This window comes from Vibrio barjaei (assembly GCF_001639065.2).
GTDB classification, from domain to species: Bacteria; Pseudomonadota; Gammaproteobacteria; order Enterobacterales; family Vibrionaceae; genus Vibrio; species Vibrio barjaei.
In genome coordinates, this window is the sequence record NZ_LQXO02000053.1 from 242,648 (window position 1) to 262,488 (window position 19,841).

Here is a 19,841-nt window from a genome sequence, read left to right on the forward strand (position 1 = left end):
CTAAAGTCTAAAACGTGTTTCAACAGGAACATGGTCCGACCCTTGAATCTGTTTCAAACTATCTCGAAAGCAAATAGTGTTTTGCGAGCCACCAACACGCCGTATCCAAAAATGGTCGATCGCGACAACAGGCACAAATGGTATCGACCAACGTTTAATGAATTTAGGCCAACTAGCAACGGGTTGCTTGTCAAAACTCGGTAGTAGTTGATCGAATCGCTCTGTCGTACTCGCCAAATTAAAGTCCCCGACCACAATGGTCACATCTAACGGCGACGCTTGCGCCATATCAACAACGTCTTCAATTACTTCATTTCTTTCACGCCAGAGTGCTTCTGATCGCGGAGATGGTGGGTGGGCAGCTATCAAAAACAAATCTCGTTCGTTGGATGCTCGCCAAACAACTTGAATAATGTTGTGCCCCGATATCGAAGTGGTGGTATTCATACCATACAACGGTGCGCGGCTAAGTATCATTTGACCACTAGGATAACCGACTCGCCTCTGCCCACCATATTGATAAGGATAAAGGTCTTTCAACAATTTAAGCTGTTCCCCATGTTGCGGGGACACTTCTTGCAACACCAAAATGTCTGGTCGTCGCTCACGAACAAAGTCAATAAAGTTCCCAAGCTGCTGATTGTCATAATAGGTATTGTATTGCATCACACTGACGTAGTTCTCATCACAACCATCAGAAGTAATAAACTGTGGCGTCGTTCCGAATAGAACCAATGAGGTAACCGACAACACCGCAGCCATCATTGCTGCTGAGATCTGTTTAATGATAATCAGAACAATCGTGAGAATAAGATAACACGCGGGAATAAAGACAATAAATGCGGCCAGATTTTCCAGCTGCCAGTTCAGGTCAAAATAGTAGAGATAACACCCCGAGAGTAAGGGGAATAGAATAATGCAGAATAGTAGTAATCGTTGCAAACCATCTCATCTCCAACCGAATTCATATATTCAGTGTAGCGGCTTTAAGTCTATGTGCTCACACAGTTAATTGGTACGAGCTGGTTTGCATGTAGGAATGTTGATTAGTCTTCCGTTTGCGACAATTCTTCGCAATCAGGTAATTTGAAGCCAATCTCCATAGCATCTAGCCATTCGAGTGCTTCTTCGTTTGTTTGTGTTTCCATAATGTCATCCTGTTTTAGAACAAGCGCCTTTGTACTCATAGCCCTAAACACCAGACCGCTAACTACAAATCGCTTGAACACTCGTCATAGAGTTTTACCTAACGTATATGACAAAAGTAAGAAACCCAAGAGAAATCGACGTTTATTTTGATACAACTCATTGTTAAACGATTGCGGAGCCAGTAAATCGCCAACCCCAACACCCATTGTAAACATAAATTTACATTAGATAGATTTATGTTTACATTATGCTTGTTATTTGAATTATTACACTGCATACTCTTCGAAAATTCAGCATTAATGACTCAAATTAGAGTGTTCGTTAAAACGATAATGCAAAGTAACCTACAAGCTGTAAAGTAGACTGTACAATGAAATCAAAAGTTCTCGGAAGCACACTTATTATTGCCGGTACAACCATTGGCGCTGGCATGCTCGCCCTTCCAATAGCCTCTGCTGGTATTGGTTTTGGCACTTCTTTAGTACTCATGCTCGCCTTATGGGCCTTAATGGCTTATACCGCTCTGTTGATGGTAGAACTTCACCAGTACGCCGATCATTCCGCGACATTACACACACTAGCTAAACAAGTACTGGGTAAAAAAGGCAAATACATCGCAAGTTTCGCCATGCTGTTTTTGTTCTATGCACTTTGTGCGGCCTATATTGCAGGTGGCGGCGGCCAGTTTGCAGACCGTCTAGATATGCTATTTGGTATTCGTTTGTCAGGAACCGTGGCCACCCTTCTGTTTACGGTTTTAGTCGCGTTAACGGTTACCATTGGTACTCATGCAGTAGATAAACTCAATCGAGTTCTCTTCACGCTGAAACTCATCGCAATGGGCAGCGTTCTATTTTTGTTGGCTCCTAATGTCACCCAAGGCTACCTAATGAGTATGCCTGTCCAGCAAGGTCTAATCGTCGCTTCTATCCCAGTCATTTTTACTTCTTTTGGTTTCCACGGCAGTATTCCTGCGATTGTGAACTATCTTGAAGGCGACACAAAAGCGCTGAAAAAAGCGATTGTTATTGGCTCTAGCTTGCCCCTTGTTATTTATATTTTCTGGCAGATCGTCACGTTAGGCGTGGTACAACAAAGTACGCTGATTGAAAACTCTGGTTTGTCAAACCTAATTGGCTTATTGGCAGAAGCTGTCCATGTCGAGAAGCTAGCTACCATTATTGGTGTATTCGCTGATCTAGCCCTAGTAACATCGTTCTTGGGTGTGAGCTTAGGTCTTTTTGAATACTTGAGAGATTTGGGCAGCAAGTTCACTTCAAAACAAAATGGCACCAAGCAAACAGGAGGTCTGTCATTCTCTCAACGCGCAATTGCTGCGCTAGTGACATTCCTTCCACCGCTATGTTTTGCTTTGTTCTATCCACAAGGCTTCATCATGGCACTAGGTTACGCAGCGATCGCACTTGCTGTACTGGCTATCTTCCTACCAACCATCATGGTGGCGAAAACACGTAAACAGCTTACAAGTGAAACTGGCTATCAAGTCGCTGGCGGACACATTGCACTCTATTCTTCAATGTTGATCGGTGTGATTATTGTTGGTTCTCAGTTGCTTGTAACATTTAAGATCCTCCCTGCACTTGGCTAGTTAAGTGATCGTTATCACATTTAAAATGAATGCATCTAAATGTATTACATAAAATGTCGATATCATACCAAGATTGAAGGTCCTCAATGAGGGCCTTTAATTTTATCAGTCTATTCAAATAACAATATCACTCCCGGAGTTATCATGAGAGAAGTGAAATTTAGAAAGATCGACGCCTTGTTCATCAAGATGTCGATTAATGACAAGATGTGGGTACTGTTTGCCCTATTTTTCGCAGCACTTACCTTTTCTGCGGTCGGTCGTTACCAAGACAGTGTCTCAAATGCCGAGCAACAAGCAATCGCTAGTGCTGAAGCCAAGCTATCTAGTTATTTAGAGGCAAGTTCAGCAACGGGTAACTCAAGCATTTTGAAAAACTTCAACGTTATGGAGTCCGCAGGCCAAGCATCCTCGATCAATAACGGCCTGGTGACAGCAACAGCTCGCGGATTGGATGGCAAAAATTACAGCCTAACCACTTCAGCTTCTATACAAATTGACAACGTCAAGTCCCAAGCACTTACCTCTCTTGCTCTCACTTATCTCTGGCTACTGCCTTTTTCTATCTTTAGCTACTGGTTAGCCACTTTTCTCGGTGGTGCACTATTTACTCTTTACTCCACCACTCAGAAAATTGCCGATGGCGACCTAACCTCTCGTCTTAATTTTGTTGCTGGCCGCGATGAGTTTGGAACCATAGGTGTGGCGTTAGATCGCGCTATGGACACTTTAACTGAGTTAGTCACCACCGTTAAATCATCGGCTACCAGCCTCGAAGAAACCGCTTCTTCTTTCCAAGAGGAAATGGTGAAGAGTAACAACCAAATCAACAATCAGTATGCCTCACTTGACTCAGTTGCTACGGCCATGGAGCAGATGACGGCTTCCGCTCAAGAAGTGTCGAACATTTCTCGCCAGTCAAATGAACAAGCAGAAGAAGATACTAAGCAAGTTGAGCTTAGCTATCAACGCGTTCAACAAGCTATCGGTGATATCAATCAATTGTCTGCGTTTATCGAAGAAGCTTCACACTCTGTCGCAGCTTTGACGGATAATACGACCCAAATTAATGAAGTAATTACCACCATCAATGCAATCTCTGAACAGACTAACCTATTAGCACTAAACGCCGCTATTGAAGCGGCCAGAGCGGGTGAACAAGGCCGCGGCTTCGCGGTCGTCGCAGACGAGGTTCGCACGTTAGCAGGACGTACCCAGACAGCTACGGTTGAAATTCAAGCTATGATTGAAAAGCTTCAATCTGAAAGTCAGAATATTGCTGCCATTACTCAACAAACCGTAGAACAAGCCGAATCCAGTAGTGCACTGATTTCGGAGATTGGACATGATGTCAACTCTATCGCTGACTCTTCTCGCGCAGTAATGGATATGAGTACGCAGATTTCTACATCTGCAGCGGAACAAAGCGCGGTGGCTGCTGAAATTGCAGCAGAGCTAAGTGATATTCGAGTTCAGTCCGGTACCATTCGCGAAGTAGCGGAACAAAGTGAGGTGGGCGTCTCAAACCTTACTAAAGCGACGGTTACACTGGGTGAAGTACTGACTCGTTACCGCACTTAATATGCTCTGAGCATAACGCAGCATTTCAAATTAAAGAGCCAGCATTGCTGGCTTTTTTGTTGCTTTACTTCTAAGAAACAAAGAAACGACAAATACCAACCTTGATGCACATAAAATTACCCATCAACACACATCCTAATTCATTGAACCAATATCTCATATGTACAAATAGCGACCAATAATGACTGTTAGTGACATAAGTCGCATTAGTACGTGAAATAGAGCAGTTTTCCACACTAGATATTTGAGCTCGTATTACTATTAATAGGTCAAGGTAACTTCGAGTAGTTAGGAGAGATATGTCACATAGCAAATCACAAGAACCATATACAGGACTATGTCCCGAGTGCGGAGCTGATGAAGGCCTGTTGTCAGAAGATAACGAAACGTTCTTGTGTGCGGAATGTGGCTACTACACCACGGAATTGACGAAGCAAACAACTCGTAGCTACCAACAAAAGTTCAATGCCACGTCAATCAAACCTTTTACACTAAACTGTTCTGTTCACTAATGTGCTCAATGACCTGTTTCATTGACGTCAAACAGGTTGCATTTTTCTGTTCATAATCACAGCTCGTGGCGAAGTGTATGGTCCTAATACCTGCCGCTATGCCCATTTTGACACCTTTCGATGTGTCATCGATATAAACGCACTCATCCGGTAGAAAACCCATCATAGTCACTGAATATTGAAGTAAATCGGGTTCAGGCTTCCAACTATTGGCATCAAAAGCAGAGATGACTTTACCTCTGAATTTCTCACTTAAACCAACAATAGAGAGCATCTTCTGAGCTTTAGAAAGTGGACTGTTGGTCACAACACAATATTCAATGCCTTGTTGCTCCAAGTGAGAAAGCAACTCCAATGCCCCCTCCATAGGTCTAAGCTTCTGCTCAAACAAACGTTGGGTTTCATTACGATAAATAGGTTCTAGTAAATCCAGCGAAACATGACTTTGTGCCAATGATTGAGCGGAAGATAGAACGTCCGCTATCTTACCGCCTGAAAAGTTATCCGATACGGCTTCTATGCTTAGGGTTACCCCTACCTGTTCAAACGTGGCAACTATCGCCTCACAACACAATCTTTCGCTATCGACCAGTGTTCCATCACAATCAAACAACACACATTTTACTTTTGACATCAAACACCAAGCCTTACAACACTTATTTTTCGTAAAATATTAATATACTTCCCTGATCAATATGTGGGGCTAGGCGTGAGTTTTTATATATTGTTTTACTTGATGATCGAAACTTCCAAGCAGATCACCGTTTTTCAATCCAAAGGTCAGATTCTTTTGCAATATCTAAGGTTTGTATTAGAGACGCTATAATGGACTCAGGACGTAAGCCCTGTGCGCTATGACAGGTAACTAAGTCCGAGAAAAGAACAACGGTATCTTCTTTACTTATTAACACCGCGGCGCAAGCTTCACCTCCCTCAAAGCCCAGATATAGGTCATGCGACTGGTCCAAAATAATTTGTGCGAAAAATTCCACAATCGCATTCTGATGTTGTTCAACCGCCCATCTTTTCGCCTGCAATAAAGCAAACATGACTGTTAATCTATGGAAATCAACCTTGTGCCACTCGATGTTCAAATCGTTTTCAGAGTTCGCCTTAAGCGACTCTAAGTAGTTGCTCGACAACGACTCTTGATACAATGCCCTTCCCTGCACGCTTTCAGGTGTTGGGAAATCAACGTCTATCTGGCTCGCCAGCCATTGATTTTTGTTGGTATAAAGTCGTTCTGCGACATCTTTCATAATAATCCTGTTCGATTTTTCGAGTAACCTTGGTTATGGTATACAAAAGCGTTAATAAAAAGGAATGCTCTCTATGTTTAAAAAGCTCTTGCTGGTCCCTGCTCTGACACTAGCCTTATACGGTTGTGGTGATAAAGAGGTAGGTGATGTATCGCTGGGTATGTTCACATTAAAAGATATCAAACTCAATACTCTAACCGATCCTATTGTTACTGGTGTCACTTGCCATATTGCCAGCATTGAAGCTGACTTAAGCCTATCCGACCCAAGTGACAGCTCTATCTCATGCCGACAAACTGGTGAGATAACACCAGAAATGATCGCGCAAATTGATAAGTCGAAGTCAGGCGAAGTGGTTTTCAAGAAGTCTAAGAGTATTTTCTTTAAGAGTATGAAAGTACGCCGCATCTATGACAAAGATAATCAAACGCTTATGTATCTTTCATATTCTACCAAAGAGACATCGGGCAGTTTTAAGCACAGTCTCTCAACTGTTCCACTATGGAATACTGCCGCCTATGTTGAGCCGGCCACTGAAGTAGCCCAATAAAACATAAGCGGGTACTTTCATAACTAGAAGTACCCGCTTCCACCCGTCGCTATTATTTACATTGACCCGCTTGTATACAGCCATTACAGCTTGTGACGGACTCTAAATGGTCACAGAACACGTAACTGGTATTCTTCCCTTTAGCGTTGAGCTTTACTTCCATCAAAGCTCTATCTGCCAACGCCAACAGTTGATCTTCCAACCCTTTTTGCAGTGATGCAACACCAAGGCTTATCTTGATCTTGAACGGATGACCAGTACTTGAGTAGAGGGTTTTACTTGCTACCGCTTCACGTATTCTCTCAGCCAACCTGTAAGCATCGGGCAGCGAGGTTTTTGGAAGTAAAATAGTGAACTCATCTCCACCAAACCGAAAACAGAAATCTTCTTCTCGCACCGTCCCTAACAGGGTCTTACCTATCGACTGAAGAACGTAATCTCCAATACTATGCCCAAATCGGTCGTTAATGGACTTAAATCCATCAACATCCAACATTAAACAAGACATATCATGCTCATGTCGTTTAAATGATGCGATTTCATGCTTTAATTGGAGTTCAAGAAATCGACGATTATATAAGCCAGTTAACACATCCCTAATAGCGAGAAACTCAAGTTCATTGTGGCGTGCGACGGTCTTTGAAATATCAATCGCTAACCCAAAGATGCCGACTACCTCATTATGGTTATTGAAAATAGGCGACTTCATATTCTGGTAGTACTTAACCTCACCCGATTTCAACGTGTTCACTTCAACGTTTGAAACCGTTTTGCCATTCAGTACCGACACATCATTTTTTATAATATCACTTGCCTGCTCTATCGAGAAAAAGTGACTGTCATCAGCACCGATGATCTCTTCTCTAGCACGGGCAAACAATTGGCATACCGCTTCATTGACGTAGGTGTAACATCCATTTCTGTCTTTGATAAAGAAATAACAATCCATGCGATCAAGCACTTCTTGAATTTTATCTGGGCTTAGGCTCGAAATATTCAATATGCAATCCGTATCATTATAATTAGTCTTAGGTTAGTAGGCTGATAAGCCATGTCAAGATTAGGGTTATGCATTGGTTAACAGTCTGATTAAAGATTGGATTTAACCCACTCTCATATACAGTTCAAATCACATAAATGCTGCAATTTTATGAAACATTATTGAAGCCATTGTGATATCATGCCGCCAAATTTCGTTCCATCAGCGTTTACTATGAGATTCCCTGGACAACGTAAGTCAAAACACTATTTCCCAACTAGCAAGAAAGATCTGTCTGTTAGCCAAGCTCAGTCAGCTCCAAAGCTATTCCGACCGACTATTATTGGTGTTGGTCAAACTATCGTTGATATCGAAGCACGAGTTGACGATACTTTTCTTGCTAAGTACGACCTAAGTAAAGGCCACTCTCTGGTGCTTGAAGAAAGTAAGGCAGACGCGCTTTATGAAGAACTGGTTGCTGAAGGACTAATTACTCACCAATTCCCAGGTGACACTATTGGTAACACGCTACACAACTATTCAGTTTTGGCAGATAGCAAATCTGTTTTGCTGGGTGTTATGTCAAAGAACATTGAAGTAGGTTCGTACGGTTATCGTTATCTATGCCGAACTTCTTCACGAATGAACCTGAACCATTTACAAACCGTTGATGGTCCAATCGGCCGTTGTTACACGTTAATCACCGACGATGGTGAGCGAACATTCGCGATCAATGAAGGTGAAATGAACCAGCTTAAGCCAGAAAGTATTCCTGAGTCTGTGTTTAACAAAGCTTCAGCTTTGGTTGTTTCTTCTTATCTAATGCGTGGTAAGCCAGAAGACCCGATGCCTAAAGCGGTTGCACGTGCAATCGAGATCGCAAAAGCGAAATCGGTACCCGTGGTGTTAACGCTGGGAACTAAGTGGGTTATCGAAGGCAACGAAAAGTTCTGGCAGGATTACATTAAAGACAATGTCACTATCGTTGCTATGAATGAAGAAGAAGGTGAAGCACTCACCGGATTCTCTGACCCACTACTCGCCGCCGACAAAGCGTTAGATTGGGTAGATTTGGTATTGTGTACTGCTGGCCCTGATGGCCTATATATGGCCGGTTATTGTGACAATGTCGCACTTCGTGAAACGACGCACGATATTCTTGAAGGCGAAATCGACGAGTTCAACAAGTTTGAATTTAGCCGAGCAATGCGTAAAGCGGATTGTGCAGACCCACAGAAAGTCTACTCTCATATTGGCCCATATTTAGGTGGTCCACTGGAGATTAAGAACACCAATGGCGCAGGTGATGGTGCTCTATCTGCGCTACTTCACGACATGACAGCCAATGACTTTCATTGCCAGAATGTTCCTGAGTCAGATAAGCATGTTGCCCCTTGCTTAACCTACTCGTCTCTTTCGCAAATTTGTAAGTATGCGAACCGAGTAAGTTACGAAGTCCTAACACAGCACTCGCCACGACTCACCCGCTCGTTACCAGAACGAGAAGACAGCTTGGAAGAAGCATACTGGGATCGATAAAAAAGAGGCTTCGGCCTCTTTTTGTTTTCAAAACAATCAACTAAATAAAGAGTGATTAAAAATAGAACAGGTTGCTGAATATTTAACTTTACAAAGAATTTTTAACCAGTATTATCCTGACGCAAACGTTTTCCTCAATAATTTTGTGGCTTTTAAGGACCGTTAATGCTATCTGATATTGATATCTGTCGTACGACGTCTCTTTCCCCTATTTCTGAGATTGCTCAGCAATCTGGACTACTCGACTCTGAGTTTCATCCTCAAGGTTTTCACAAGGCAAAAGTCTCCTTAAACGCGGTAAACCGACTCAAAGACAATATTGATGGCAAGCTTGTCGTCGTCACCGCAATTACTCCTACACCACTAGGTGAAGGTAAAACCGTGACCACTATCGGTTTGTCACAAGGTCTGAAAAAACTTGGTCAATCGGTCATGGCATGTATTCGTCAACCTTCTATGGGTCCGATTTTTGGTGTTAAAGGTGGCGCTGCAGGTGGCGGCTACTCTCAAGTTGCACCGATGGAAGAATTGAACCTACACCTGACGGGCGATATTCACGCGGTTACCGCCGCTCACAACCTCGCAGCAGCCGCAATTGATGCTCGTATTTATCACGAACAGCGCCAAGGTTATGAAGCTTTTGAAACTCGTACCGGTCTTAAAGCCCTAAAAATCGATATCAAGAATGTCGTCTGGAAACGCGTAGTTGACCACAACGACCGCGCACTTCGCATGGTGACAGTTGGCCGAAACGAAGTGAACAAAACCATTAATGGTTATGAGCGTGAAGACGGATTTGATATCTCAGCAGCCTCAGAACTGATGGCGATTTTGGCGCTTTCAAAAGACTTAAAAGATCTTCGTTCACGTATCGGCCGTATTGTCGTGGCCTACTCTTTGGATGGTGAGCCAATTACCACCGAAGATCTTCAGGTTGCAGGTGCCATGGCTGTTAGTATGAAAGAAACCATTGAGCCAACTTTAATGCAAACTCTTGAAGGTGTTCCAACGCTTATTCATGCGGGTCCTTTTGCCAATATCGCTCATGGTAATTCTTCCATTATTGCCGATAGCATAGCGACAAAGTTGAGCCGCTATACGATCACTGAAGGTGGTTTTGGTTCTGATATGGGTTTTGAAAAAGCGTGTAATATCAAAGCTTCCGCTACAGATAAAAAACCTGACTGTGCGGTAATCGTGGCGACACTTCGTGGCTTAAAAGCGAACTCTGGACTCTATGACCTCAAACCAGGTATGCCTATTCCAGACTCTATCTACGGCAATGATTCGAATGCCCTGCAAGCAGGGTTCGAGAACTTGAAATGGCATATCAGCAATGTAGCTAAATATGGTGTACCAGCAGTCGTTGCTATTAACCGCTTCCCTCAAGATAGTGACGAAGAACTTAACCTTCTAAAATCTTGGATTGAAGCGCTCGAACAAGATTGCCGAGTAGCAATTAGTGAAGGTTTCGCAAAGGGTGGCGAAGGCACTAAAGAACTCGCACAGCAAGTTATAGCGGCCTGTGAAAACGAAGCGAACTTCAAGCCACTCTACACACTCGATCAACCCATTGAATCTAAGCTCATGGCAGTATGCGAAGGTGGCTACGGTGCCGCTCGCGTCACTTTGTCTTATCAAGCGCAAAAGCAGCTTGAGCTCTATGAAAAACATGGCTTCAATCACCTCGCCGTATGTCTTGCTAAAACCCCGCTGTCTATCACCACCGATGGCAGTATCAAGGGTGCACCAACAGATTTTGATGTTGTAATACGTGAGTTGCGTTTGTGTGCTGGTGCTGGTTTTATCTATGCTCTTTGCGGCAATGTAATGACGATGCCAGGATTACCTGACAAACCTGCCTTTATGTCTCTTGATCTTGATGACGAAGGCAATATTATTGGATTAAGTTAATCTATTTATCTGATATAGCTATGAAAAAAGCGACGTTACAACGTCGCTTTTTTTAATGTCTTAACTATCTACTGCGCTACTATCAAGGTCAACTCGACGCGCCTATTACAGGCCTTTCCATATTGTGTTTGGTTGGTGCACTCTGGAACATTTTCGCCATAACCACGCGTATAGATCATCTGCCTAGGCACTTGTTGACTGATCAAGGTTTGACGAACGCTCTCAGCACGTTTGTCAGAAAGCTTATCGTTGATTGCCACTGTTCCGGTATTATCTGTATGCCCACCAATTACAACATCAATCCCTTGCTGACCAGATAGAAAGCTCGCTAATTGTTGCAGCCATTGTGCGGAAGTGTTGGCTACATGTGCGGATCCAGTATTAAAGTGGATTTTTTGCTTTAGGCGGATCATGACGTAGTCACCTGGCACTAGTTCATAGTCGAGACCGTTATTGACCAAGTAGCGCTCGAGAACATTCCAAGACTCGGTGCGCATTTGCCCGTAAGGTCCTTGAACGCTGGTTGAGGCGATTTTTGGCGCATCCGCCCATTCTGGGTGCATCACATCAAACTCCGACTTCGGAGCCGTTTGCAGCATGTCTGGAAACAGTTTACTTGTTGTCGATGAGACCGCGCTACAGCCTGCTAGTAAGGAGGCCGCCAAGACCATCCCTGCTTGTTTCAACGTAAACATGTCACTCTCCAATTATTCCTTTATACGCTGTTAACTATCGGCGATAAATAAGGAAACTTTATAGTGAATCAGAAAAAAACTAACGGAATTTAGGTTTTGCTTTGTAACGATTTGGCGAGCTGATTTGCTTGTAAGCAGACTTAAATAAACGTTAAACTCTGTGAGTTATTTTCCTATAGAAGCTTAAACATGTTTAAAACTCTTACTAAAACTTTATCTGTGATGGCCTTGGCTCTTGTTGTTTCGGCTTGTAGTGACTCTGATACGACACCCGTTGAGGGCAAGCAATACCGCACACTTGATACCAACCTGAGCACACTGCGCTTACCTCAAGTTACCGAAGTGTTCTCTCTAGGCTGTGGTCACTGTCGTAACCTTGAACCAATGCTTCCTGAGCTAGAGTCATTAACTGATAGTAAACTTGGTAAAGTCCATGTGATGTTTAATGAAAGCGCACAAATCGCAGGTATGTTGTTCTACTCTGCGGTCATGCAGTCAGAAAACAACGTGGTTCCTGCTGATATGAAAGACGAGCTATTCGCGCTCGTTCAAAACCCAGATATGGATGGCAGCGCAAAGAAAGCTGAATTAGATAGAATCTTTGAGTCTCGTGGAATGGTTAGCCCATACAATCTGAGTGAGGAGCAACAAAAAGAACTGTTTAATTACATCCAAACAGCAGAAACCGTATCAACTAAAGCACAAATTAATGCAGTTCCAACGTTTATCGTTAATGGTAAATACGAAGTGATGCTAGCGGGTCACCAAGACATTAATGAAATTGCTGAAACCATCAACTACCTAAAAACAAAATAACAATAAGGAATTACTGTGTCTAAAGTCTTAATCCCTCTCATTGTCCTGCTATTAGCGGCATTCATGATCTATCGAACTTGGAGCAACAGCAAAGCTGGTGAAGAGAACTTCCAGCAAGGCCAAGCATTTCTTCTAGAAAACGCTAAGAAAGAAGGCATTATTACTACTGAGAGCGGCTTACAATACGAAGTACTGGAAACCAGTGGTAATACAGAGAAGCCTGGCCCTAAAAGCAAAGTTAAAGTGCACTATCACGGCACACTTATCGACGGTACTGTGTTTGATAGCTCAGTTGACCGCGGTACACCAATTAGTTTCGGTCTGAACCAAGTTATCAAAGGGTGGCAAGAAGGCCTTCAACACATGTCTGAAGGTGATAAATATCGCTTGTACATACCGAGCACATTGGGGTACGGCAAGAAAGGTACTGGCCCTATCCCTCCGTCGGCAGTACTGATTTTTGATGTTGAATTGATTGAAATTCAATAATCAAAACGATAAACAAAAAGAACACCTATAAGGTGTTCTTTTTGTTTCGTTCTCTATCGTAAAGGTCATTGTACCGGATGAAATTCAAAGCCTGACTCAGTAACCAAATAGCAATCCATTCCACCAGCATGCGCAGCTTGAAGACCTAGTTGAGTGTCTTCAAAAACTACACACTTCTTAGCCTCTACACCCATATTCTTAGCCGCTAACAAGAACGTTTCTGGATTAGGTTTGTGACTCTCCACATCGGTGGCCGACACTACGCAATCTAGGTCATTCAAAACCCCAGCGTGCGTCAAGAGCTTCAATGCCGAGTCGCGCTGACTGCCCGTACCTATCGACATGGGTTTGGTACCTTTATATTTCTGAAACACTTTATAGGTGTGTGCTATTGGTTTACCTGTTAGTGGTAATTGTGCAAAAGCATTCATCTTAAATATCGACACTTGTTTCGGATCCAATTCAATACCATAACGCTTCGACACCTCACCCGCGATCTTCACACTTGGCATACCTCCCAATGAGTGCAGCCAATGGCGATCAAACGGAAAGTCGAATTTCGTCGCCGTCATTTCCCACGCTAAGACATGATTTGGCATAGTATCTAACAACGTGCCATCCATATCGAAGATAATTCCTTCATACAACTCTAAATTTAACAAGCAGTTAACCTCTTTTAATTCATCAACGACAGATATATTACACATTTATTACTAAAGAACAGCGTACGCTTACCGATACAATAGTAAATAATAAAAAAACGGCTTAGTTTTGTGTAGTCTTTCCATTTTTGAGTTTAGAAAAACTTTTATAAGTGACTAGAAATCAACAAGTTGATACATTCCGCGCTCAGAAAATTTTAAGCACACATATTCATATTGCCAATCCAATTGCTGGCAATATCTTTCTCGCGAATATGAAAAGGTTGATAATGAAGATCAAGCACCAACTTCTACTTTTAGGGTCAATATCCGTTTTGGCTATCGCCTCAATGTTAATGTCTAGTAGCTACTTTGCGAAGACTACAGAGAACCTTACCAATGCTCTCACTAAACTGAGTCAACTTGAAGTCACTTTATTGAATCTGCGTAGAAATGAAAAAGACTTTTTATTACGTAAAGACGAAAAATACCTAGTAAAGTTCAGAGCTAACGCTGAACAGTTCCGTAACCAACAGAATGAACTTCAGCTAACCCTTGCCAACGCTGGAGTCTCTCTTCCAAATCAACTATCAGCGGAACTTACCGCTTACGAACAAGCCTTCACAAAACTGGTAAATGGTTATGTTGTACTTGGTCTAAACCTTTCACAGGGTTTGTCTAAGCAATTTCTTGAAGTATTCCATCAAGAGCTTGATCGATACATCACTCGTGAATTATTGCAGTACCACGATGATGTTATGTTTGGCAATGTAGTGACCGTGAAATCAACCAACAACCCATCACTTAATACTGTTGGTCAAAATGTCCTTAAGCAACGTGAAGTCATTGGCTTTGCCTACGACCAAGGTTTGCTTGGTCTAACTCGCAGCAATTCTCATAAGATTGAAACAGATTTTGAAGATTTTAATGCTCAATTAAACCGTGTACTTGATGACAAGATCCAAACCATCATGACCGCAAAATGGACCATTTCTGTTCTATTACTTGTTGTCATTGCCGCTCTCATCACTTACATCGTTAGGGCAATCAACCTTAATGTAAACCGTTTGCAGTCTACTATCTCGGATATCGCCGAACACAATGACCTAACTAAAAGAGTGTCAGTTAAGGGTAACGATGAGATAGCTTCGATTGGTAAAGCCGTCAATTCATTACTGGATAACTTTGCTTCATTAGTTGGTAACACACAAAAGCAATCGTCAGAGCTTAGAAGCAGCAGCACCAATATGGAAGATGAATTGGAGAATGTGATTCATCAATTCCATAGTCAAAGTGACCACACTAACTCAATGGCAACGGCTGTTCAGCAAATGGTAACCACCATTGACGAAATTGCACAAACTACTCACAGCGCCGCTGATGTGGTCAACAAAGCAGCGGACAACTCTCAGAACAGCCGCGCATTTGTTGAAAACACTGTCGGCAATATCGAGTCCCTTTCTTCCGTGCTAGCGGAAAGTAACAATGAAATTCGTTCTTTGAATGAGCATGTTGGCAAAATTGGCGGAGCGGTTCACATTATCCAAGACATCGCAGAGCAAACCAATTTGCTGGCACTAAATGCCGCTATTGAAGCTGCTCGCGCTGGCGAACAAGGGCGCGGATTTGCAGTAGTTGCAGACGAAGTTCGTGCCTTGGCTAGCCGAACACATCAATCCACGGAAGAGATCACCAACCTCGTCAGTGCAATTCAGGCTCAAATGACAACGGTGGTCACCGACATAGAGCAATGCAACGCTCAAGGAGCAGAAACATTGTCTGCCTCTGCGAAGCTTGATAGTGCACTACAGCAAATCTCTGAGGACATGGCTGAAATTCAGACCAACTCCGATCAAATAGCTGCTGCGATTGAAGAGCAAGGCATAGTAATGGGTCAGGTAGGCGAATCTATTACAGAACTCAATGAGATTTCTAATGACAACATGTCAAACGCACGTAACTGCTTAGATGAAGTGAAAAACGTGTCTAGCCAAACCACAAAAATGGACAGTGCCATTTCAATCTTTAAGATTTAGGAAACGGTAACTAAGATAAAGGCCACATTAAAATGTGGCCTTTTTGTATTCAATTACTTTTTAACAAGCACTTGTTCGTGCTCCATCAGTTCGCGTACAAATATCGATGGTGAGGATTGATACGTCACCCACACTTTTGTTTTTGCTCTTGTTAATGCAACATAGAACAAGCGACGTTCTTCTGCGTGTTCATAGGTATCAGTGCCTATGGTCAAGGCATTATTTAGGTGAACGAACTTCCTTTTCGCTGGGAACTGTCCCTCGTCAGCACCCACTACAATAACGTAATCCGCCTCTTTGCCTTTACTAGAGTGACAGGTCATAAACTCCAACGACAAGTTTGCAAACTGCTTACACCAATCACCAAACAATTCCGGTTTATGATAGTGGTTACGTCCTAACAGCAACACTGATTTACCTTGTTTGGACTTGCTATTCAGTTCCTCAAGAATTTTCTCTACACGGCTGCCCTGCTCCACAATCACTGCTTTTTGCTTAGCGGATTTGTGGCTCTTAATATCTTTAGTCAGTTGTGTCGGATTGGCTTGAATGAAGTCAGACGCAACTTCCAACAACTTGTCATTAAAACGATATGTCGTATCTAACAAGTGGATAGAGGCGTTAGGGAATCGTTGCTCAAAGCCTGTCGTCAAATCAACATCAGAGCCTGTAAACTGATAGATGGACTGCCAGTCATCGCCTACAGCATAAAGTGTTGCATTGGTACCATCTTGAAGCTTTTGCTCACAAAGGGCTTGAACCAACTCTAAACGATCAGGGGAAATATCCTGATACTCGTCGACCATGACAAACTTCCAGTTCGATTTAAAGCGCGAAGCAGAAACATGCTTGGTCGCTTTAGTAATCATCGAGGTAAAATCAATTTGCTCATTCTCTTTGAGCATCTTTTGCCAGGCCTGATAACAAGGCCAACATAGCGCCAATTCGCTATTAAGCCGCGCATACTCTTCTTCGTCGATGACTTTCTGTTGAATCGCTTTCTTCGATAATCCAGCAGAGATCAATTGGTCTAGTTGCTGTTCTAGCCAGGCGATGAGCTTGGGGTTTTCACTTTGACTGCCAAGTTCCTCATCTCCTTTTAAGTAGGCAATAGGCCATTTAGATAAGTGCTTTTGCCAACGTTTGAAGTTAGTTGGTGTCATCCAATGCTTTTTCAGCCAGTCAATGCACCAAGCGTTTTTTTGTGTTTGCTCAGTCGCTAATGGCGTTAATTGAGGTGGTTGATTCTCAGTCTCTTTGAGTATCTTCAGTCCTAATTGATGGAAGGTCAGCACCGAAATAGCATCGGCCGTTTGACCCAGTTTTTTCTCAAGGCGTTGCTTCATTTCATTAGCAGCGTCTCGACCAAACGCCACCAACAGTATCTGTTCAGCCTGCGCGAGATGACTTTGCAGCAAATACGACACACGCGCCATCAGCACACTCGTTTTACCTGAACCTGCTCCGGCAAGGATCAGGTTTTGATCGTTGTTATGCAGAACCGCCATTTGTTGTGAGTAATTAAGTGGAGATGACTCAGATTGCGAGAATAATACCTGCCAATTCTCACGCTCATTTTCCAACCATGTTTGGTTTCGTTCTGCTAGCACTGTCGCTGTATCATCCAACCATGGGATAAGGTTGTTGATTCGCTTTGGCATTGTGCGCATCGCTTCAGACAATGACATGTTGATTTCAAGGAACTCCGCGTTCACTTCATCCGCCCATGACACCATTTGCGATTGAGGCAAAAATTGCGGCAGAGAACGCAAGCGTCGTAACTCATCTTCCCATTTCGGTAGATAGGTATTCAGCAAACCGCATTGTTTATGATGCCATTGCTGATAACAACTCACAGCATGTTTGGCAAAGTCCTGCGCTTCTCTCCAAGGTACCCCCTGAACAACCCAACACACTTGTTTGCCATTCTCTTCGTGTGCAAACACCGACACTGATGACCAAACTAACCCTCGCTTAACACTCAATTTTCCCGACCATTCACTAAACGGAATTCGAACTTCGGCGCGCACCGAGTGCAGCACAAGGCTATCGCCATTAAGTTCAAGAGAGCGAAATTCGTGTTGAGTAAATAACTCAGCGGTTGGGGAGGCAGTTAGCAGCATGTTGTTCTAAGGGTTCTAATCAGCAAATCTCTCACTAGTCTACTGTATCAGCCAACGATTTCCAGATAACTTTATGTAAAATCTGCGAAAAGGAATCTAAACTCGAATTACGATTTCCTATCGTCCTCTAACATACAGAGCTCTTCTTATTACGAACACCCACAAAAAAAGCGCCCAAAACTTAGGGCGCTTTCCAGATACAGATTAGCTACTTATTCGTCGGGGTCTGAAGTTTGTCCATCACCTCGTCCAAGTTAAAGCTTGCCGCTTTTTGCCTTGGTGGGAATTCTTTAAAGGTCTCTAAGAACTTCCCTACATATACTTGAGCTGGAACTAACAAATATACACGATCCAACATCCAGTCATAGTATGTATTGGAGGTAACATCAGCGACCTCATAGGGGTCCATTCTCAAGTTGAAGATTTTTGGCACGCGAAGTGTCACGAAAGGTTCTGCCCATATTTGCAACGTCCCCTCTACCCTCTGCTCCATAAATACCACTTTCCAGTTGTTATAACGTAGAGCGGTTAAATCACCGTCATCTGAGAAGTAGAAAATCTCCGCACGCGGTGACTCTTCACTTTCACCCGTTAAGTAAGGAAGGAAGTTGTAACCATCAAGGTGAAGTTTAAATGTCTTGTCGCCTGCTTTGTGCCCTTTCAGAAGTTTCTCTTTTACATCCGGTTCACCAGCCGCTGCTAATAACGTAGGTAACCAATCCATGTGATGCATAATATTGTTGGATACCGAGCCCGCTTCAATTTTACCCGGCCATTTCACCATTGCAGGGACACGATACGCTCCTTCCCAGTTAGTGTTTTTCTCACCTCGGAAAGGAGTAAGACCCGCATCTGGCCACGTGTTCATGTGCGGACCATTATCCGTTGAGTAAAAGACAATTGTGTTGTCTTCGATTCCCAATTCATCGACCTTTTTAAGTAGTTCGCCGACTTGGTTATCGTGCTCAATCATCCCATCAGCATAAAAACTAATGCCTGATTTACCGAGGTTCTCATCTTTAACGTGAGTACGGAAGTGCATACGTGTCGCGTTCCACCATACGAAGAAAGGTTTCTTAGCCGCTACCGCGCGATCCATAAAATCTAGAGCCGCAGAAAGAGTCTCTTCATCCACGGTTTCCATACGTTTGCGAGTTAAAGGCCCAGTATCTTCAATTTTGCCGTCTGCATAGGATTTGATAACCCCTCGAGGTCCAAATTGTTTACGGAATTCGGGATCTTTCGGATAATCGATATTCTCGGGTTCTTCTTCAGCATTCAAGTGGTAAAGGTTACCAAAGAATTCGTCAAAGCCGTGATTAGTGGGCAAAAACTCATCTTTGTCGCCAAGGTGGTTTTTACCAAATTGCCCTGTCATATAACCATGAGGCTTAAGTAGCTCCGCAATAGTCGCATCTTCCGCTTGCAACCCAAGGTCAGCCCCCGGTAGACCCACTTTACTTAAGCCTGTACGCAATACACTTTGACCGGTGATGAATGTAGAACGGCCAGCAGTACACGATTGCTCGCCATAGTAGTCAGTGAACATCATGCCCTCTTTAGCGATAGAGTCGATATTAGGCGTCTTATATCCCATAAGACCAAATGTATATGCACTGACGTTGGACTGACCAATATCATCTCCCCATATCACCAAGATGTTGGGCTTATCTTCTGCGTATGCACTGGCTGATATACCAAATAACGCGGTAGCCAAAACTGCTAAGCTCCGCTTAAACCTTCTATGTGTTGTCATGTAAACCTCTACGTTAGTTGGTCGCTTCCTGCCCATTAACGTATAGTCGCAAACACACATAACCGCCAAAAATCTAAGACAATTCCTACTATTAATAGATTAATAAACATTAATTGGATTTTTTGATTCATCTCACATAGCAATTAACTAGCAAGTAAGGGGATCGTAAAAACTCAACCTTATGATTTAGATA

Annotated in this window: 17 protein-coding genes; 9 read left to right on the forward strand and 8 right to left on the reverse strand. The window is 43.1% G+C overall.

Annotation, left to right across the window (positions count from 1 at the left end):
- Nucleotides 1–942, reverse strand: a complete 942-nt coding sequence (locus tag AWH66_RS21715) for an endonuclease/exonuclease/phosphatase family protein (RefSeq protein WP_063603499.1) — start codon at nt 940–942, stop codon at nt 1–3.
- 577 nt (nt 943–1,519) lie between these two features.
- On the opposite strand from AWH66_RS21715, the gene AWH66_RS21720 reads away from it, so the two are divergent.
- From AWH66_RS21720 to AWH66_RS21730, 3 genes are all read left to right on the forward strand, one after another.
- The gene (locus AWH66_RS21720) at nt 1,520–2,758 is read left to right on the forward strand and encodes an aromatic amino acid transport family protein (protein WP_063603498.1); all 1,239 of its coding nucleotides are present in this window, start codon (nt 1,520–1,522) and stop codon (nt 2,756–2,758) included.
- A 144-nt stretch (nt 2,759–2,902) separates the two neighbouring features.
- Nucleotides 2,903–4,339, forward strand: coding sequence for a methyl-accepting chemotaxis protein (locus AWH66_RS21725; protein WP_063603497.1), 1,437 nt, complete (start codon nt 2,903–2,905; stop codon nt 4,337–4,339).
- Between the two features lie 299 nt (nt 4,340–4,638).
- Nucleotides 4,639–4,851: a hypothetical protein gene (locus AWH66_RS21730; protein ID WP_006074373.1), complete on the forward strand. Its 213-nt coding sequence runs from the start codon at nt 4,639–4,641 to the stop codon at nt 4,849–4,851.
- Here AWH66_RS21730 and AWH66_RS21735 read toward each other — a convergent pair.
- Together AWH66_RS21735 and AWH66_RS21740 are read right to left on the reverse strand one after the other, a co-directional pair.
- Nucleotides 4,826–5,485 carry an HAD-IA family hydrolase gene (locus AWH66_RS21735; protein ID WP_063603496.1) on the reverse strand — a complete coding sequence of 220 codons (660 nt, stop codon included), beginning with the start codon at nt 5,483–5,485 and terminating at the stop codon, nt 4,826–4,828. The genes AWH66_RS21730 and AWH66_RS21735 overlap by 26 nt on opposite strands.
- Before the next feature lie 124 nt (nt 5,486–5,609).
- Entirely contained in the window at nt 5,610–6,110 is a 501-nt protein-coding gene (locus tag AWH66_RS21740) for a hypothetical protein (protein ID WP_063603495.1), read from the reverse strand.
- A 73-nt stretch (nt 6,111–6,183) separates the two neighbouring features.
- Here AWH66_RS21740 and AWH66_RS21745 point away from each other — a divergent pair, with 73 nt between their 5' ends.
- Nucleotides 6,184–6,660 carry a CreA family protein gene (locus AWH66_RS21745; protein ID WP_006074376.1) on the forward strand — a complete coding sequence of 159 codons (477 nt, stop codon included), beginning with the start codon at nt 6,184–6,186 and terminating at the stop codon, nt 6,658–6,660.
- Between the two features lie 52 nt (nt 6,661–6,712).
- Here the strand turns inward: AWH66_RS21745 and AWH66_RS21750 are convergent, their stop codons facing one another.
- Nucleotides 6,713–7,660 (reverse strand): sensor domain-containing diguanylate cyclase, encoded by a 948-nt coding sequence (locus tag AWH66_RS21750; RefSeq protein ID WP_063603494.1) that lies wholly within the window; start codon nt 7,658–7,660, stop codon nt 6,713–6,715.
- Between the two features lie 213 nt (nt 7,661–7,873).
- Here AWH66_RS21750 and AWH66_RS21755 point away from each other — a divergent pair, with 213 nt between their 5' ends.
- On the forward strand, nt 7,874–9,178 hold the full coding sequence (locus AWH66_RS21755) for an inosine/guanosine kinase (protein WP_062459330.1): 1,305 nt from the start codon (nt 7,874–7,876) through the stop codon (nt 9,176–9,178).
- A gap of 165 nt (nt 9,179–9,343) precedes the next feature.
- Nucleotides 9,344–11,092 (forward strand): formate--tetrahydrofolate ligase, encoded by a 1,749-nt coding sequence (locus AWH66_RS21760; protein WP_063603493.1) that lies wholly within the window; start codon nt 9,344–9,346, stop codon nt 11,090–11,092.
- Nucleotides 11,093–11,160: 68 nt separating this feature from the next.
- Here the strand turns inward: AWH66_RS21760 and AWH66_RS21765 are convergent, their stop codons facing one another.
- Nucleotides 11,161–11,787 (reverse strand): OmpA family protein, encoded by a 627-nt coding sequence (locus AWH66_RS21765; RefSeq protein WP_083400103.1) that lies wholly within the window; start codon nt 11,785–11,787, stop codon nt 11,161–11,163.
- A gap of 189 nt (nt 11,788–11,976) precedes the next feature.
- Between AWH66_RS21765 and AWH66_RS21770 the strand changes: the two genes are divergently transcribed.
- Together AWH66_RS21770 and AWH66_RS21775 are read left to right on the forward strand one after the other, a co-directional pair.
- On the forward strand, nt 11,977–12,603 hold the full coding sequence (locus AWH66_RS21770) for a thioredoxin domain-containing protein (RefSeq protein ID WP_063603492.1): 627 nt from the start codon (nt 11,977–11,979) through the stop codon (nt 12,601–12,603).
- 15 nt (nt 12,604–12,618) lie between these two features.
- Entirely contained in the window at nt 12,619–13,092 is a 474-nt protein-coding gene (locus AWH66_RS21775) for a BamJ family beta-barrel-assembly machinery protein (RefSeq protein ID WP_063603491.1), read from the forward strand.
- 65 nt (nt 13,093–13,157) lie between these two features.
- Here the strand turns inward: AWH66_RS21775 and AWH66_RS21780 are convergent, their stop codons facing one another.
- Nucleotides 13,158–13,799, reverse strand: coding sequence for a beta-phosphoglucomutase family hydrolase (locus AWH66_RS21780; protein WP_063603490.1), 642 nt, complete (start codon nt 13,797–13,799; stop codon nt 13,158–13,160).
- 224 nt (nt 13,800–14,023) lie between these two features.
- Between AWH66_RS21780 and AWH66_RS21785 the strand changes: the two genes are divergently transcribed.
- Complete coding sequence (locus AWH66_RS21785) at nt 14,024–15,769, forward strand: methyl-accepting chemotaxis protein (RefSeq protein ID WP_063603489.1); 1,746 nt, start codon at nt 14,024–14,026, stop codon at nt 15,767–15,769.
- Between the two features lie 53 nt (nt 15,770–15,822).
- Here the strand turns inward: AWH66_RS21785 and helD are convergent, their stop codons facing one another.
- Together helD and AWH66_RS21795 are read right to left on the reverse strand one after the other, a co-directional pair.
- Complete coding sequence (gene helD, locus AWH66_RS21790) at nt 15,823–17,892, reverse strand: DNA helicase IV (protein ID WP_063603488.1); 2,070 nt, start codon at nt 17,890–17,892, stop codon at nt 15,823–15,825.
- Between the two features lie 208 nt (nt 17,893–18,100).
- Entirely contained in the window at nt 18,101–19,648 is a 1,548-nt protein-coding gene (locus AWH66_RS21795; RefSeq protein ID WP_063603487.1) for an arylsulfatase, read from the reverse strand.
- Nucleotides 19,649–19,841 lie beyond the last annotated feature (193 nt).